Source organism: Pseudomonas sp. NPDC090208 (genome assembly GCF_044746785.1).
In the GTDB taxonomy this organism is placed as follows: Bacteria; Pseudomonadota; Gammaproteobacteria; order Pseudomonadales; family Pseudomonadaceae; genus Aquipseudomonas.
Window position 1 is genome coordinate 669561 of sequence record NZ_JBIVCU010000001.1, and the last position, 16503, is coordinate 686063.

Below are 16503 nucleotides of genomic sequence, written 5' to 3' on the forward strand. Positions count from 1 at the left end.
TCTGCAATGGCCACCCCCCGTTTGCAGCATGCGTGGAAAGGCCCGGCGGTACGCCACACCCAAATGGGTTCGAATGCATGGGGGGCAGATCGTTCTGCCTCGCATCATTTTGTCGATAAATGAAATCCTGTAGGAGTGAGCTTGCTCGCGATGGCATTCGCCCAATGCCAGATGTATCAGCTGACCAGACGCTATCGCGAGCAAGCTCACTCCTACAGTTGGCTGGCCAACCAGCCCGTCACGTCACCGATATTTCATGGAACGAACCCGCCCTCCCCGCGCTCAACCCTGTCTGATGCTTCAGCCGTACGTCACGAGGAGAACACCATGGGCTCACCTGCCACGTCGAACGCCAACGAACGCGACCAACTGACCATCAACACGATCCGCACCCTGGCGATGGATGCCGTGCAGAAGGCCAACTCCGGCCACCCCGGCACGCCCATGGCGCTGGCGCCGGTCGGCTACACGCTGTGGAAGGATTTCCTGCGCTATCACCCGCAGCATCCGGACTGGCCGAATCGCGACCGTTTCGTGCTGTCGGTGGGTCACGCCTCGATGCTGCTGTATTCGTTACTGCACCTGGCCGGCGTGGTGGAAATCGACGAACGCGGCCAGCCGTCCGGCAAGCCTGCCGTCAGCCTCGATGACATCAAACAGTTCCGCCAGTTGGGCTCGAAAACCCCTGGCCACCCGGAATACCGCATGACCACGGGTGTGGAAACCACCACCGGCCCACTGGGCCAGGGCTGCGCCAACAGCGTCGGCATGGCGATGGCCGAGCGCTGGCTGGGCGAGCACTTCAACCGCCCCGGCGCCACGCTGTTCGATTACAACGTCTACGTGCTCTGCGGCGACGGCGACATGATGGAAGGCGTGACCGCCGAGGCCGCGTCGCTGGCCGGCCATTTGAAGTTGTCGAACCTGTGCTGGATCTACGACAACAACACCATCAGCATCGAGGGCCACACCGAACTGGCCTACAGCGACGACGTGCAGACCCGCTTCGAAGGCTACGGCTGGAACACTCTGCACGTTGCCGATGCCAACGATGCGGAGGCACTTGCCCGGGCGCTCAAGCTGTTCCGGCAGACCAACGATGCGCCGACGCTGATCGTGGTCGACAGCGTCATCGGCTACGGCTCGCCGAACAAGCACAACACCGCCTCGGCCCACGGTGAGCCGCTTGGCGAAGAAGAAATCAGGCTGACCAAGAAGGCCTATGGCTGGGACGAAAACAGCCAGTTCCTGGTCCCCGAAGACGCCCGCCACGCCTTGCGTGACGCCCTGCTGGAACGCAACGGCGACGATTACGAAGCGTGGCAGCAAACCGTCGCCCGCTTCGAAAAAGACCAGCCGGCCCTGGCCGACGAACTGCAACGCATGCGGGCCGGTGAAATGCCCGAAGGCTGGCGCAACACCGCGATCAGCTTTGAAGCCGACGCCAAAGGCATTGCCACCCGTGCTGCGGGCGGCAAGGTGCTGAACGGCTTCGCCCAGCAGATTCCGTGGCTGATCGGTGGCTCGGCGGACCTTTCGCCCTCGACCAAAACCAACCTGACGTTTGAAGGTGCGGGTAGCTTCGAAGCTGGCAGCTACAGCGGTCGCAACCTGCATTTCGGGGTGCGCGAGCATGCCATGGGCGCCATCGCCAACGGTCTTGCGCTGTCGTACCTGCGCCCGTACACCTCGACATTTCTGGTGTTCAGCGACTACATGAAGCCGCCGATCCGCCTGGCCGCGATCATGGAGTTGCCGGTGGTGTTCGTCTTCACCCACGACTCCATCGGCGTCGGCGAGGACGGCCCGACCCATCAGCCCATCGAGCACCTGACGCAGCTGCGCGCCACGCCGGGCCTGCTGACATTGCGGCCGGGCGATGCCAATGAAACCGCCGAAGCGTGGAAGATCGCCCTGGCTCAGACGCACCGGCCAAGCTGCATCGTGCTGTCACGCCAGCCGCTGCCGACGCTGGATCGTTCGGTCTACGCCAGCCCTGAAGGCCTTGGCAAAGGCGCCTATGTGCTGGCCGACGCCAGGCCCGGCAAGGTGGAGGTGATCCTGATCGCCACCGGCAGCGAAGTCGGCATGACCGTCGAGGCGTTCGAACGCCTGAAAGCTGAAGGCGTGGCGGCGCGGGTGGTGTCGATGCCCAGTTGGGAGCTGTTCGAGGATCAGGACAAGGCCTACCGCGACAGCGTACTGCCGCCGGATATCACGGCGCGGGTCGTGGTGGAACAGGCCGGCCCCGTGGGCTGGGACCGCTACGTCGGGCAAAGCGGCGCGAAGATCGTGATGAACACCTTCGGCGCCTCGGCGCCCATCGACAAGCTACAGGCCAAGTTCGGGTTTACGGTGGAGAACATCGTGAAGGTGGCGAAGGTACAGCTGAGTTGAAGCAGGCACTGTAGGAGCTGGCTTGCCCTGCGACCGGCGACGCAGTCGTCGCAAATCCGGTAAACGCGGTACACCAGAAAGACCGCATTCACCAATTTTACGACTGCTGCGCAGCCGGTCGCAGGACAAGCCAGCTCCTACAGGGTCACGCGATCAATGCCTTAACAACCGCTCAACACCACCGGACGGCGCTCACCCTCAAAGAAAAACGGCCGGATCCGCACGCCCACCGCATTACCGGCAAACGCTGCGATCAGCCACAACCAGCCATGCAGGCTGCCCGAGGCGATGCCGCTGAAATACGCGCCGATGTTGCAGCCATAGGCCAGACGCGAACCGTAGCCCAGCAGCAGACCGCCAATCACCGCCGCCACCAGCGAACGAGTCGGGATTTTCAGGCTTGGCGCGAAACGACCGGCCAGCCCTGCCGCCACAGCGGCGCCGAGCATGATGCCGATGTCCATGACCGTGGTGATGTCTTCCCACACCGGGGCTGCCAGCGCCTTGGCGTTGGCCGGCATCTGCCAGAACGCCCAGCTGCCGACGTCGACACCCAGACTGCCCGCCGCCTTGGCGCCCCATAGCGCGAAGGCCGAGGTGATGCCCCACGGACGACCGGCCAGCGCCAGGGTCGCGTAGTTGAGCAGCGCCAGCGCCACCGCACCCCACACCAACGGCCACGGGCCGCGCAGGAAACGGCGCAGGCCGACGTGCTCGCTGGTGACCGGCGCTTCAAGTTCGCCGTGGCGGCGCTTTTCCAGCTTGACGGTGACCAGCGCGATCACCGCGAACACCGCCAGGCTCATGGCCAGCGCCGGCAGCACGCCGAAAGTCTTGACGATGGACGTGGCCGGGAACGACGGCAGCGAGAACCACCAGTCGACGTGGTGGGTAGCGATCAGCGAGCCGATGATGAAGAACAGCAGCGTCACCAGCATCCGCGCGTTGCCGCCGCCGACGGTGAACAGCGTGCCCGAGGCGCAACCGCCGCCCATTTGCATGCCGATGCCGAAGATGAAGGCGCCGAACACCACTGACACACCTGCAGGCGCGACCAGCCCGGTGACCGGCGTGCCGAACAGCGTGCCAGCGCCCAATGCCGGGAAGAACAGCAGCACGGCAATCGTCAGCATGACAATCTGCGCACGCAGACCGGCGCCACGGCGCTCATTGATGAACACCCGCCAGGCCGAGGTAAAACCGAACGCGGCGTGGTATAGCACCAGACCCAGCGCAGCGCCGACGATCAGCAACAGCACCTGCTTGCCGCCAACGGCCGATTGCAGAAACAGCGCGCCGAGCACCAGCAGCACAAAGGCGATCAGCGGCGTGCCGAGCTTGCGCTGCGGCGCCGCGGAGAGAGGAAGACTCATGAACGTATCTCGGAAAAATTGCGATGGGCGCGAGTATACGCCCCTCAGGCGAGGGTGAAATGCGATCGATTGTGGGAGCGAATTCATTCGCGATCGCCCGGCGCATCCAATAAATCTCTGTCGGATGTACAACCGCATCGCGAATGAATTCGCTCCCACAGGGGTTAGATGCTGCCTGTAGGAGCTGGCTTGCCCTGCGACCGGCTGCGCAGCAGTCGTAAAATCGGCCATCACGGAGTGTCAGACAGACGCGAGTCGTCAGGTTTTACGGCCGGTTCCCGGCCGGTCGCAGGACAAGCCAGCTCCTACAAAGGAGTTACTGCCAGACCCTGCGCAACCTCTCCAGCGCCGACGCGATATCCGCCTCCGGCACCGTGGCAAATCCCAGCACCAGTCCTGCGCGGTTATCCACAGGGGTGTCGGAATCCGGCAGCCAGTAATCACTCAACGGCGCCACCTCGACCCCGACGCTCTCGGCCTTGCTCACCAATTCCTGCTCCCGCGCCAGACTTTCCACACTGACCGACACATGCAACCCGGCAACCGGCCTAGGCATCGGACTGCACCCGCGCAGATCGTCCGGCCACCCTGCCAGCAAGGCGTCGCGGCGGCTTAACGCGGCCCGGCGCATGCGGCGAATGTGTCGCTGAAAATGCCCGGCGGCGATGAACTCGGCCATCACCGCCTGAGTACCGACCTCCGAATGGCGCATGTCCACCGCGCGCCGCTGGCTGAACGGCTCGACCAGATTGCGCGGCAACACCAGATACCCCAGGCGCAACGCCGGAAACGCCACCTTGCCGAAAGTACCGACGTAGAGCACCCGACCGTGACGGTCCAGCGCCGCCAGCGGTGCCAGCGGCACGCCGCTGTAACGGTATTCGCCGTCGTAGTCGTCCTCGACGATCCAGCCGCCACTGCGCTCGGCCCAGGCCAGCAATTCCAGGCGCCGCGCCAGGCTCATGGTCACGCCCAGCGGGTACTGATGGGACGGCGTCACATAGGCCAGCTTGCAGTCGCCGTCGTTGGCCTCTGGAGGACACATGCCCTCGGCATCCACTGGCCGGCCACGCAGGGTCGCCCCGGCCACGGCGAAGGCATGACCGGCAGCGCGGTAGCCGGGATTTTCGATGGCGACCCCATCGCCGTCGTTCAACAGCAACTGTGCACAAAGGGTGATTGCCTGCTGTGCGCCACTGGTGATCACAATTTGCTCAGGGACACAGTGCAAGTCACGAGATGTTCTTAAATACACCGCGATCAGCTCACGCAGACGCCACTCCCCCGCCGGGTCGCCATAACCGAGCTGGTGCAGACCCGGTTTTCGCCAGAAAGCCGCATGCAGCTTGCCCCATACGTCGAACGGGAACAGGTCGAACGCCGGTAAACCGACCCTAAACGCCCTTGGCAGACTGCCTTTCGGTTGCGCCAGATGATGCTTCTGCAAGCGCTCAAGCGCATCACTGTGGATAACTTTACTGGATGAAAATCCAGTCTCATTTAGCGATTTTGTGGATAAACCTGTCGATAACCCTGGTGATAAGCCTGTGGACAGTTTTGTGGATATTTTTTTCGCCGGCAGCGTTTTGTCCGGCAATTGAGCCACATAGGTGCCGTCCCCCACTCGTGCTTCGGTAAAACCCTCGGCGTAGAGCTGGTCGTAGGCACGCATCACGCTGTTGCGGGAAATCGACAGAACCAGCGCCAGATCGCGGCTGGCCGGCAAGCGCGTGCCGCTGCCCAGCCGACCGTCAAGAATGCGCTGGCGCAAGGCCTGATACAGCTGACGGCTCAGGCCATGGCGGCGATCCAGCTCGATGCCGGCGAAATCGAAGGTCAGGGATGGCGTGACAGGAGGCATGGATTGGTCCTATGAAATCGACCATTAATGGTTCTTACAACAGGCCAATAAGCTGCCCTAGGATGAGGCCAATCGCCAAGGAAAATCTCATGTACACACCCGGCTACTTCAAAGATGACGACCTCGCCAGCCTGCACCGGCAGATCGAAGGCACTCGCCTGGCGACGCTGGTCACGTTTGACGAAAGCGGCCTGCAGGCCAGCCATATACCGCTGCTGCTGAACACCGACGAAGGCCCCAACGGCACGCTGTACGGGCACCTGGCCAAAGCCAACCCGCAATGGAAGGCGCTGGCATCCGGTCAGGCGCTGCTGATTTTTCAGGGCCCCGACGCCTACATCAGCCCGTCTTTCTATGCGGCCAAGGCCGAGCACGGCAAGGTGGTGCCGACCTGGAATTACCTGGCCGTGCATGTCTACGGCCACGCCGAGGTGTTCACCGACGCCGAGCGGCTGCTCGCGGTGGTCAGCGGCCTGACCGATAAACACGAAGCCGCCCGCGCCGAACCGTGGGCGGTGAGTGACGCACCGAGCGACTACATTGACGCCATGCTGCGCGCCATCGTCGGCTTTGCGATTCCCATCGAACGCATCGAAGGCAAGCGCAAGCTCAACCAGAACCGCAGCGCCGAGGATATCGCCGGCGTCGCCCGAGGACTGGCCGCCAGCCAGGATCAAACCGATCAGCAAATCGCTCGCTTGATGAGCTCTGGAGAACCCCGTGCCTGACGTTCACATCCGCCCCGTCACCGCCGACGACTACGCCGCCTGGCTGCCGCTGTGGAAGGCCTACCTGACCTTCTACAAGACCGAACTGCCCGAGGCGGTGATTCAAAGCACTTGGCAACGCTTCCTCGACCCCGTCGAGCCGACCAACGCGGCGCTGGCCTGGCAGGACGGCAAGGCGGTGGGCATGGTGCATTTCATCTGGCACCGGTCGAACTGGAGCATCAACTGGTCGTGCTACCTGCAAGACCTGCTGGTGGCCCCGGAACAGCGCGGCACCGGCCTCGGCCGCAAGCTGATCGAACACGTCTACGCCAGCGCGAAGCAGTATGGCGCCGACAAGGTTCACTGGCTGACCCACGAAACCAACGCTACGGCCATCCAGCTCTACGAGCGCATCGCCGAACGCCCTGGCTACATTCAATTTCGCAAAATGCTGTAACGACCGGGAAGCCTGAACATGTCCAACCTCGAACACTGGCAAGCCGCCAGACTGCCTGACACACGTACCCTCGACGGGCGTTTCATCCGCCTGGAAAAGCTCGACGCCGCCCGTCATGCCGAAGGGCTGTGGGCTGCTTTGCAAGGCCCGGGCAGCGATCCGAAACTGTGGGACTACCTGGCCGTCGGGCCGTTTACCGAACGCGGCGCGTTTGACGATTACCTGATCGGCCTGCAAGCGTCGACCGATCCGTGGTTCTACACCGTGATCGACCAGCAGACCGGCGCCATCGACGGTTTTCTCAGCCTGATGTCCATCGTGCCGAGCCAGGGCCGCATCGAGATCGGCCACGTCACCTTCGGCGCGTCGATGCAGCGCACGCCGAAAAGCACCGAGGCGGTGTATCTGCTGGCGAAAGAGTCATTCGCCCTGGGCAACCGTCGCCTGGAATGGAAATGCAATGCCGACAACGCCCGCTCGATGCGCGCCGCCGAGCGTTTCGGTTTCAGCTTCGAAGGCACCTTCCGCCAGCACATGGTGGTCAAGGGCAAGAACCGCAACACGGCGTGGTTCTCGATCATCGACAGCGAATGGCCGGAAATAGAGCCCGCCTTCACTGCCTGGCTGGCTGTGGATAACTTCAAGGATGGGCAGCAGATCTGCACGCTGGAGCAACTGCGCCAAGTGTGAACGCGACTCTCCCGGATAACAGCAGCCCTGTGGGAGCGGGCTTGCCCGCGAAAGCGGCGTGTCATTCGGCACTGCAATTTCTGACACACCGCCTTCGCGACCCTCGTAACCTCGGATCCCTCCCACAAAGGCGGATGTGCCGCGCTATCTACAGGGGCCAGGCGCATTCCTTCAGACAACATCAACCCTGTGGGAGGGAGCTCTGCTCGCGATAGCATCAGCTCAGACACTTAAATGCTGACTGACACGACGCCATCGCGAGCAGAGCTCCCTCCCACGGGGTTTTGTGTTGTTCACAAAGGCAGCGACTCAGCCTCAAACCACGGACAAAAAAAGGGGAGCCACGAGTGCTCCCCCAGAGGTAACTGTCAGCCGGTCCCGCGTCTGTGCACGGGCGGCTGTCTATTTTTGTAACGTCGCGATCACTCGATCTCGACGAGAATCTCGCCCGGATTGACGCGGTCGCCCTTGGCGACGTGGATCGCCACGACCTTGCCGGAAACGGCGGCCTGCACCTCGGTTTCCATCTTCATCGCTTCGGTGATCAGCACCGCCTGACCGGCCTTGACCGTGTCGCCTTCCTTGACCAACACATCGACGATGTTACCCGGCATGGTGGTGCTCACATGGCCCGGCTTGTTGGCCTGACCGCGCTTGCCGACGCCACCGCTGGCGACGAAGTCGTTGAGCGGTTCGAACACCACTTCTTCCGGCATGCCGTCGATGGACAGGTAGAAGTGACGCTTGCCTTCGGCTTTGACGCCCACACCGGTGATGTCGACGCGGTAGCTCTCACCGTGGACGTCGATGACGAACTCGGTCGGTACGCCCTCGCCAGTGGCCCTGGCGACCGCACCCGGCTCGGGGATCGGCAGCAGCGGCTCGGGAGCCAGAGTACCGGCAGCACGTTCTTCGAGGAACTTGCGGCCAATGTCCGGGAACATGGCGTAAGTCAGTACGTCTTCTTCGGATTTCGCCAGTGCGCCGATGTCGGCACGCAGCTTGGTCATTTCCGGCTTGAGCAGGTCAGCCGGACGCACGTCGATCAGTTCTTCGTTGCCGATGGCCTGACGACGCAGCTTCTCGTCGACCTGACCCGGCGCCTTGCCGTAACCACCGGTGAGGTACAGCTTCACCTCGTTGGTGATGGTCTTGTAGCGCTCGCCAGCCAGCACGTTGAAGAACGCCTGGGTGCCGACGATTTGCGAGGTCGGGGTCACCAGCGGCGGGTAGCCCAGGTCCTTGCGCACGCGCGGGATCTCGGCCAGCACCTCGTTCATGCGGTTCAGCGCGCCCTGCTCCTTGAGCTGGTTGGCGAGGTTGGAGATCATCCCGCCCGGCACCTGGTTGACTTGCACACGGGTATCGACAGCGGTGAATTCGCTTTCGAACTGGTGGTACTTCTTGCGCACGGCATAGAAGTACAGGCCAATTTCCTGCAACAGCTCCAGATCCAGACCGGTGTCGAACTCGCTGCCTTTCAGCGCCGCGACCATCGATTCGGTGCCCGGATGGCTGGTGCCCCAGGCGAAGCTGGAGATGGCGGTGTCGATATGATCGGCGCCGTTTTCTACCGCCTTGAGCTGGCACATGGCGGCCAGACCGGCGGTGTCATGGGAGTGGATGAACACCGGCAGCGACTGCTCGGCTTTCAGCGCCTTGACCAGCTCGCCGGTGGCGAACGGGGTCAGCAGGCCGGCCATGTCCTTGATCGCCACCGAGTCGCAACCCATGGCTTCCATCTGTTTGGCCTGAGCGACGAAGGCTTCGATGGTGTGCACCGGGCTGGTGGTGTAGGCGATGGTGCCCTGGGCGTGTTTGCCGGCGGCTTTCACCGCTTCGATGGCAACGCGCAGGTTACGCACGTCGTTCATGGCGTCGAAGATGCGGAACACGTCGATGCCGTTGACCGCCGCCTTGGCCACGAAGGCACGGACCACGTCGTCGCTGTAATGGCGATAGCCCAGCAGGTTCTGACCGCGCAGCAACATTTGCAGACGGGTGTTCGGCAGCGCCGCACGCAACTGGCGCAGGCGCTCCCACGGGTCTTCCTTCAGAAAGCGCACGCAGGCGTCGAAGGTCGCGCCGCCCCACACTTCCAGCGACCAGTAGCCGACTTTGTCGAGCTTCTCGCAGATCGGCAGCATGTCTTCGGTGCGCATGCGGGTGGCGAGCAGCGATTGGTGACCGTCGCGCAGGATGGTGTCGGTTACGAAAATCTTCTTGGACATTATTGTGTTCCTCACAGGCCTGCGTGGGCGGCAATGGCGGCGGCGATGGCCAGAGCCAGCTCTTCGGGTTTGCGCTTGATCGAGTAGTTGGTCAGTTCAGGGTGGCTTTCCACGAAGCTGGTGTTGAACTGGCCGCTGCGGAATTCCGGATTGCGCAGGATTTCCTGGTAATAGGCGGCAGTGGTCTTCACCCCTTGCAGGCGCATGTCGTCCAGCGCGCGCAGGCCGCGGTCCATCGCCTCTTCCCAGGTCAGCGCCCAGACAATCAGCTTCAGGCACATGGAGTCGTAGAAGGGGGGAATGGTGTAGCCGGTATAGATCGCCGTATCCGTGCGCACACCCGGGCCGCCGGGGGCGTAATAACGGGTGATCTTGCCGAAGCTGGGCAGGAAGTTGTTTTTCGGGTCTTCGGCGTTGATGCGGAACTGCAACGCGAAACCACGGTGGATGATGTCTTCCTGCTTGACCGAGAGCGGCAGGCCCGAAGCGATGCGGATCTGCTCACGAACGATGTCGATGCCGGTGATTTCTTCGGTGATGGTGTGCTCCACCTGCACCCGGGTGTTCATTTCCATGAAGTACACCTCGCCCTCGGCGAGCAGGAACTCCACGGTGCCGGCGTTCTCGTAACCGACCGCCTTGGCCGCACGCACCGACAGGTCGCCGATGTAGGCACGCTGTTCCGGGGTCAGTTGCGGGCTCGGGGCGATTTCGATGAGCTTCTGGTTGCGGCGCTGGATCGAGCAGTCACGCTCGAACAGGTGCACGACATTGCCGAAGCTGTCACCGAGGATCTGCGCCTCGATGTGCTTGGGGTTGACGATGCATTTTTCGAGGAACACTTCGGCCTTGCCGAACGCCTTGGTCGCTTCCGAGATGACCCGTGGAAACGCCTGCTCCAGTTCTTCGCGGCTGTTGCAGCGACGGATGCCGCGACCGCCACCACCGGAAGTGGCCTTGAGCATCACCGGGTAACCGATGCGGTCGCCTTCGGTCAGCGCTTCGGCGATGTCGGCGACGTTGCCTTCGGTGCCCGGCGTGACCGGTACGCCGGCCTTGATCATGCTGCGGCGCGCTTCGGTCTTGTCGCCCATACGGCGAATGACTTCAGCGGACGGACCGATGAACTTGATCCCGCGTTCGGCGCAGATCTCTGCCAGTTCGGCGTTTTCCGACAGGAAACCGTAACCGGGATGCAGCGCATCACAGCCGGTTTCCACGGCCAGGTTCACCAGCTTGCGCGGGTTCAGGTAGCCCTCGAGCGGTTCGGAACCGATCCCGTAGGCTTCGTCTGCACGTTTGACGTGGAGCGCGTGGCGGTCCGCGTCAGAGTAGATCGCCACCGAGCGAATGCCCATTTCGGCGCAGGCGCGCACGATCCGGACAGCAATTTCTCCACGGTTGGCGATCAGGATTTTTGTTATCACAGGCGTTTCCTCGACCGGTCTGTACGGAGCGACATTCAGTAACTGCATGTTGCGTCGCAGCGATGTGGGCACCCTATGACGAATCAGCAATTAACAAAAATGAGTAAAAATTGGGTTAAGCATCAGGAAAACCTTATAGTCAGCTTTTCAGCCATGTCCGGAGCGATTGAAAAGTGCGTAAGTCATTGATGCGTATGACATTGCGTCAGTTGCGAATTTTCAATGAGGTGTGCGACCTGCGCTCCTACAGCCGCGCCGCCGAGGAAATGTCGCTGACCCAGCCTGCCGTCAGTCTGCAGATTCGCCAGCTCGAAGAGCTGATCGGCCAGCCGCTGTTTGAATACGTCGGCAAGAAGCTTTACCTCACCGAAGCCGCCGAAGCGCTGCAGCAGGCCAGCCGTGATGTCTTCGGCCGGCTGGAAAGCCTCGACATGCAACTGTCGGACATGCAGGGTTCGTTGCAGGGGCAGTTGAAGCTGGCGATCGAATCCAGCGCCAAGTACTTCATTCCCCACTTGTTCGCCGCCTTCAAGCGCCAGTTTCCGGAAGTCATGCTTAACCTGACCGTGGTCAATCGCGCTCAGGTGATTCGCCGTCTCTCCGACAACCGCGACGATCTGGTGGTGATGTCCATGGTCCCGCAGGACATGGGCCTGGAGTTTCTACCGTTCCTCAACAACCCCATCGTTGCCGTGGCGCGGCCCGATCACCCGCTGTGCCAGCTGGAAAAGCCGACGCTCAAGGACCTGGAAGCTTCGACGCTGGTGATCCGCGAGCCGGGCTCAGGCACCCGCAAGGCCTGTGAGGAATACTTCAAGGAAAAGCGCGTGCATTTCGAGCACACCCTGGAGGTGTCGTCGGCTGAGGCACAGCGCGAATGCGTGGTGGCCGGGCTGGGCGTGGCCCTGCTGACACGGCATGCGTTGAGCCTGGAGCTGGCCACCGGCACGCTGCGCGAGCTGCCGGTCGCCGAATTGCCGCTGTACCGAAGCTGGTGCGTGGTGCAGGGACGGGACCGACGACTGTCGCCGGTCGCTCACGCCTTCCTGGCGTTCATCCGCACCGAACGCGCGCAGATCAGTGATCTGGTCACGCGCTTTGACGGCGTCCTTCCGAAACCCTAGCGCTTTGCCAGAAAGCGTCAGTGACATCCAGATAGTCATCAAATTCGAGGGTCAGGCGCCGGTCTTCGAACCGGGTTTCGATAGCGCGGCGAAACGCCATGCGCCGCTGGTCTTCCTGCTGACGCCGGGTCTTGGCGCTGGAGCTGTGCGAGTCATCGTAGTGCCGAGGCATATCCTGTCTCCCAGTGCATGTGCGGGAGTACAGGATGGCCTTGAGGCATGACGAACAGGCGGCGGACCGATGACAAGTTGGTGACGATGGCCACCAGGCCAGTCAGTCTTCGTGTGTTTTGACCGACTTGGGTGACAACCGCAAGCTGCGCAAGCTGCGCTTCACGCTCTTGAGGTGATTGACCAAGCTCGGGCCGCGCGCCATGGCAACGCCCATCGCCAACACATCGATCACCACCAGATGGGCAATTCTCGACGTCAGCGGCGTATAGATTTCGGTGTCTTCGTGCACATCGATCGCCAGGTTGACCGTGGACAATTCGGCCAGCGGGGTCTGACTTGGGCACAAGGTGATCAGGTTGGCACCGCTTTCACGCACCAGGTTGGCAGTGATCAGCAGGTCCTTGGAGCGCCCGGACTGGGAAATGCACACGGCCACGTCAGTCGGCTTGAGGGTCACGGCAGACATCGCCTGCATGTGCGGGTCCGAGTACGAAGCTGCGGTCAATAGCAGGCGGAAGAACTTGTGCTGCGCGTCCGCCGCAACTGCACCCGATGCCCCGAAACCGTAGAACTCGACACGGTGGGCCGCCGCCATGACGGTCACAGCCGCCTGCAGGGCGTGAGGGTCGAGTTTCTCGCGCACTTCCATCAACGTGTGCAGCGTGGTGTCGAAAATCTTCAGGCTGTAGTCGGCAACCGAATCGTCTTCATGGATGGCGAACTGACCGAAACTCGCGCCCGCTGCCAGACTCTGGGCCAGCTTGAGTTTCAGGTCCTGAAAGCCGGTACAGCCGATGGCGCGGCAGAAGCGCACGATGGTCGGCTCGCTGATGCCTACGCTGTGGGCCAGATCGGCCATTGAGCTGTGCATCACGGCCGCCGGATCGAGCAGCACGTGATCTGCTACTTTCAGCTCCGACTTGCGCAAGAGGTGGCGTGACTGGGCGATGTGCTGCAACAGATTCAAAGGACAGGACTCAATAGGAAGGATGGCCGGGCTGTAGCTTTCTTGTAGTTATACTACATGACCTGCAAACCGCACAGCTAAACGAGCTTGCTGTTGGCAATCGATGACCGCCTGCGGACTGATCGAGCTCAAGTGTAGGACTTTTCATGCGCGACTCCAGACATCACTGACGCGATTACGCAGGATGTCGCCCATGGCCTTCACCTCGACCGGCCGGCTGATCAGATAACCCTGCACTTCATCGCAGCCATGGGCTTCGAGAAACTCCAGCTGCGCTGAGGTTTCCACGCCTTCGGCGACCACCTTCAGCTCCAGGCTGTGGGCCATGGCAATGATTGCCCGAGTGATCGCGGCATCTTCAGTGCTGTCGTTGAGCCCGCGAATGAATGCCTGATCGATCTTCACGTAATCCACCGGAAAACGCTTGAGATAGCTCAGCGACGAGTAGCCGGTGCCGAAGTCGTCGATCGCCAGCTTCACACCCAGCTCACGCAATTGGCGGAAGGTGCTGACGATGTGTTCGACGCTGTCGAGCAGTTGGCTTTCCGTGAGCTCCAGTTCGAGGCATTCGGGCATCAGCCCGGTTTCGTCGAGTACTTGCTGCACCAGCCCGACCAGCGTGCCCTGTCGTAATTGATGCACGGACAGATTCACCGACACGCGGATCGGCGCCAGCCCGTCGCGCTGCCAGGCAAACGCCTGCCGACAGGCCTGACGCAGCACGAATTCACCGATGTCGGCGATCAGGCCGGTTTCTTCCGCCAGGCCGATGAACTCGCCCGGCGGCACCATGCCACGCTGCGGATGGCGCCAGCGCACCAGCGCTTCGGCCGAATTCAGCCGACCGCTGGCCAGCTCCAGTTTCGGTTGGTAGAACACCTCCAACTGACCTTCCTCGATGGCTCGGCGCAGCTGGATTTCCAGTTGCAGCCGTTCCAGCGTGCGCGCCTGCAGGCTCTCGGTGAAGAACTGCATGTTGTTGCCGCCAAGGTGTTTGGCATGCTGCATCGCCGAATTGGCCTGGCTGACCAGCGCTGCCGTGTCGCCGGCCGAGTCGGACAATAGCGCAACGCCAATGGAGGCGCTGACCACCAGTTCGTGCCCGGACACCTGCATTGGCGAGCGTAGCTTGGCCAGCAGGCGGGTGGTCATGCGCGTCAGGGTGGCGAGGTTGCTGTGGCTGTCCAGCAGCACGGCGAATTCGTCGGCAGACAGCCGCGCGACGGTGTCGGCGTCCGCCAGTTCCGCGCTCAGCCGCCGCCCGACCTGGCGCAGCAACTGGTCGGCAACGTCGTGGCCGAGACTGTCGTTGAGCAATGTGAAACGGTCGAGGTTGATATGCAGCAACGCCAGCGTGCCGCCGTTCTCGCGCACATGCTGGTTGGCTTCGCGCAAGCGTTCGTTGAACAGCGCGCGGTTGGCAAGGCCAGTCAGTTCGTCGTAATGGGACAGGTAGCGCGTGCGCTCTTCGTACTGGCGGGCCAGTTCGCGGTTCAGCTCTTCGCTGCGCGCCTGGGCCTGTTGCAGGTGTTCGATCAGCGCCTGGTTCTGGAAGCGCCGGGTCAGCCCGCGCTGGATCAGTCGGTTGACCTGCGCGGCCACCACAATCAGCGCCAGCAGCAGAATCAGCCCCAGCCAGCCCCAGCCGCGCAACGGCACATCACCGCCCCAGAACAGGTAAACGATGGGCGGCAACAGACACGGCACGGTAAAGGTCAGAAACGCCGGAATGCTCGCGGCATAGGCCACGCTGGCCGACAACGTGGCCGCACCGATCAGGCCGAACACCCAGGCCTGCTGGACGAAGCTCTCCACCGGCACCAGTATCAGCGCCGCACTCGACAGGGTGAAACCGCTGACACAGGCGCCGGCGAGAAACATCCGCCGCCAGATCGGCTGCGCCTGACGTTCCGGCGGGGCGGCGCGAAATGCCGCCACTTGCAGAATCCGCAGGCAGACCAGCACCGACAGCCAGCCCAGCCAGACGCTGACCAGCACATAGCGCTCCGGGCTCCAGAGCAGCCAGGCGCAAAGCAGACCATTGATGAACATGAACAGGGTCGGCAGCAGCGACCCTTGATAAAGAAGACGGGTGCGCTCGACGGCAAGCTGGGTCGCGTACTGTTTGCGGATGACACGGCGTGTCGCCACAGAGTCGGCCGGGGCTTCTGAGCTGGTGGTCATGGCAATTCTTGTAATTAGTGGGCCTTGATCGTCAACGGAGCATACACAAGCCGCCAGAGAGACCAAACAGTCACAAACATAAAATTGCGCGGGCATGACTCGCGCCTCTCTGTAGCAGTCCGGCTTGCCGGCGGTGGCGCGATCGAAATCAACACCACCGGCAAGCCAGGTACCTGATCAGTGGGAGGGAGCTCTGCTCGCGAAAGCGTCGATCCAGACGATGCCGTGTCGACCGATACGCCGCCTTCGCGAGCAGAGCTTGTGTCTTTAGCTGAGGTAATGTCAGAGGTGAGAGGGGTGGATGGCAGCTGATGAGCAGCGGTGCCTTTTGAGCACGTGAGGGAGCCAAGCTGCCATCCACTCTTTTCACTCTGGTTCCAAGCTCGAACAGTTGACTGAGTCCGACCTCGAACAACAAGCGTGAGCCAGACCAGAGTGACCTCTCTCCCCTAAGCCTAGAGGTTTTGCTCATGACTGCCTACGCCGGAATTGATGTATCGAAGGCCACTTTGCAAATCGCGTTATTTCCCCAGGCAGGCGAACTGAGCGTGCCCAACACCGCCGAAGGGCTAGCCATACTGTCTGACTGGCTGGGTGAGAGACAGGTGGTGCGTGTTCTGATCGAAGCCACTGGCGGCTACGAAAAGCTGTCGGTGCGACTGCTGGCCAAGACCGGTTTCAAGGTTCAGCGAATCAACCCGTTTCGCGCTCGCCAGTTTGCACAGGCCATGGGCAAGCGCGCCAAAACCGATCCGATTGACGCGCGAATGCTGGCGACGTTTGCTTCGGCCCTGGAGGAAAAAGACTTCGTGCTCCCCGATGGGGACCGCGACAAGCTGACCGAGCTGGTGAATCAGCGTGATGCCTTCATCCAGCAGCGAGACGATAACCGGCGCCGTATTCAACAG

Annotated in this window: 13 protein-coding genes; 6 read left to right on the forward strand and 7 right to left on the reverse strand. The window is 62.2% G+C overall.

The genetic code is table 11. The annotated features are described in order from the left end of the window. The first annotated feature begins 327 nt into the window (after positions 1 to 327). A complete protein-coding gene (gene tkt / locus ACIPL0_RS02975) occupies positions 328 to 2397 on the forward strand; it encodes a transketolase (RefSeq protein WP_400596848.1) in 2070 nt (689 codons plus the stop codon). A gap of 161 nt (positions 2398 to 2558) precedes the next feature. Here the strand turns inward: tkt and ACIPL0_RS02980 are convergent, their stop codons facing one another. After that, positions 2559 to 3770, reverse strand: coding sequence for a YeeE/YedE family protein (locus tag ACIPL0_RS02980; protein WP_400596849.1), 1212 nt, complete (start codon positions 3768 to 3770; stop codon positions 2559 to 2561). Positions 3771 to 4086: 316 nt separating this feature from the next. Further along, complete coding sequence (locus ACIPL0_RS02985) at positions 4087 to 5631, reverse strand: PLP-dependent aminotransferase family protein (protein WP_400596850.1); 1545 nt, start codon at positions 5629 to 5631, stop codon at positions 4087 to 4089. Positions 5632 to 5720: 89 nt separating this feature from the next. Here ACIPL0_RS02985 and ACIPL0_RS02990 point away from each other — a divergent pair, with 89 nt between their 5' ends. The 3 genes from ACIPL0_RS02990 to ACIPL0_RS03000 are packed head-to-tail and all read left to right on the forward strand — an operon-like array spanning position 5721 to position 7488. Next, positions 5721 to 6359 carry an FMN-binding negative transcriptional regulator gene (locus ACIPL0_RS02990; protein ID WP_400596851.1) on the forward strand — a complete coding sequence of 213 codons (639 nt, stop codon included), beginning with the start codon at positions 5721 to 5723 and terminating at the stop codon, positions 6357 to 6359. Further along, positions 6352 to 6798 carry a GNAT family N-acetyltransferase gene (locus tag ACIPL0_RS02995; RefSeq protein ID WP_400596852.1) on the forward strand — a complete coding sequence of 149 codons (447 nt, stop codon included), beginning with the start codon at positions 6352 to 6354 and terminating at the stop codon, positions 6796 to 6798. Before ACIPL0_RS02990 ends, ACIPL0_RS02995 begins: the two co-directional genes overlap by 8 nt. Positions 6799 to 6816: 18 nt before the next feature. Continuing rightward, positions 6817 to 7488, forward strand: a complete 672-nt coding sequence (locus ACIPL0_RS03000) for a GNAT family N-acetyltransferase (protein ID WP_400596853.1) — start codon at positions 6817 to 6819, stop codon at positions 7486 to 7488. Positions 7489 to 7910: 422 nt separating this feature from the next. Here the strand turns inward: ACIPL0_RS03000 and oadA are convergent, their stop codons facing one another. Together oadA and ACIPL0_RS03010 are read right to left on the reverse strand one after the other, a co-directional pair. After that, the gene (gene oadA / locus ACIPL0_RS03005; RefSeq protein WP_400596854.1) at positions 7911 to 9719 is read right to left on the reverse strand and encodes a sodium-extruding oxaloacetate decarboxylase subunit alpha; all 1809 of its coding nucleotides are present in this window, start codon (positions 9717 to 9719) and stop codon (positions 7911 to 7913) included. A gap of 11 nt (positions 9720 to 9730) precedes the next feature. Continuing rightward, positions 9731 to 11146, reverse strand: a complete 1416-nt coding sequence (locus ACIPL0_RS03010; RefSeq protein WP_400596855.1) for an acetyl-CoA carboxylase biotin carboxylase subunit — start codon at positions 11144 to 11146, stop codon at positions 9731 to 9733. Between the two features lie 173 nt (positions 11147 to 11319). Between ACIPL0_RS03010 and ACIPL0_RS03015 the strand changes: the two genes are divergently transcribed. Beyond that, positions 11320 to 12270, forward strand: coding sequence for a LysR family transcriptional regulator (locus tag ACIPL0_RS03015; RefSeq protein WP_400596856.1), 951 nt, complete (start codon positions 11320 to 11322; stop codon positions 12268 to 12270). On the opposite strand, the gene ACIPL0_RS03020 is transcribed toward ACIPL0_RS03015, so the two are convergent. From ACIPL0_RS03020 to ACIPL0_RS03030, 3 genes are all read right to left on the reverse strand, one after another. After that, positions 12236 to 12442 (reverse strand): PA3496 family putative envelope integrity protein, encoded by a 207-nt coding sequence (locus ACIPL0_RS03020; protein ID WP_400596857.1) that lies wholly within the window; start codon positions 12440 to 12442, stop codon positions 12236 to 12238. The two genes, ACIPL0_RS03015 and ACIPL0_RS03020, sit on opposite strands and share 35 nt — an antisense overlap. A gap of 102 nt (positions 12443 to 12544) precedes the next feature. Next, a complete protein-coding gene (hexR, locus tag ACIPL0_RS03025; protein ID WP_400596858.1) occupies positions 12545 to 13411 on the reverse strand; it encodes a transcriptional regulator HexR in 867 nt (288 codons plus the stop codon). A gap of 144 nt (positions 13412 to 13555) precedes the next feature. Next, entirely contained in the window at positions 13556 to 15595 is a 2040-nt protein-coding gene (locus tag ACIPL0_RS03030; protein ID WP_400596859.1) for a putative bifunctional diguanylate cyclase/phosphodiesterase, read from the reverse strand. A 470-nt stretch (positions 15596 to 16065) separates the two neighbouring features. On the opposite strand from ACIPL0_RS03030, the gene ACIPL0_RS03035 reads away from it, so the two are divergent. After that, positions 16066 to 16503 (forward strand): transposase (locus ACIPL0_RS03035; RefSeq protein ID WP_400731274.1); only part of this gene is annotated, 438 nt, incomplete at its 3' end.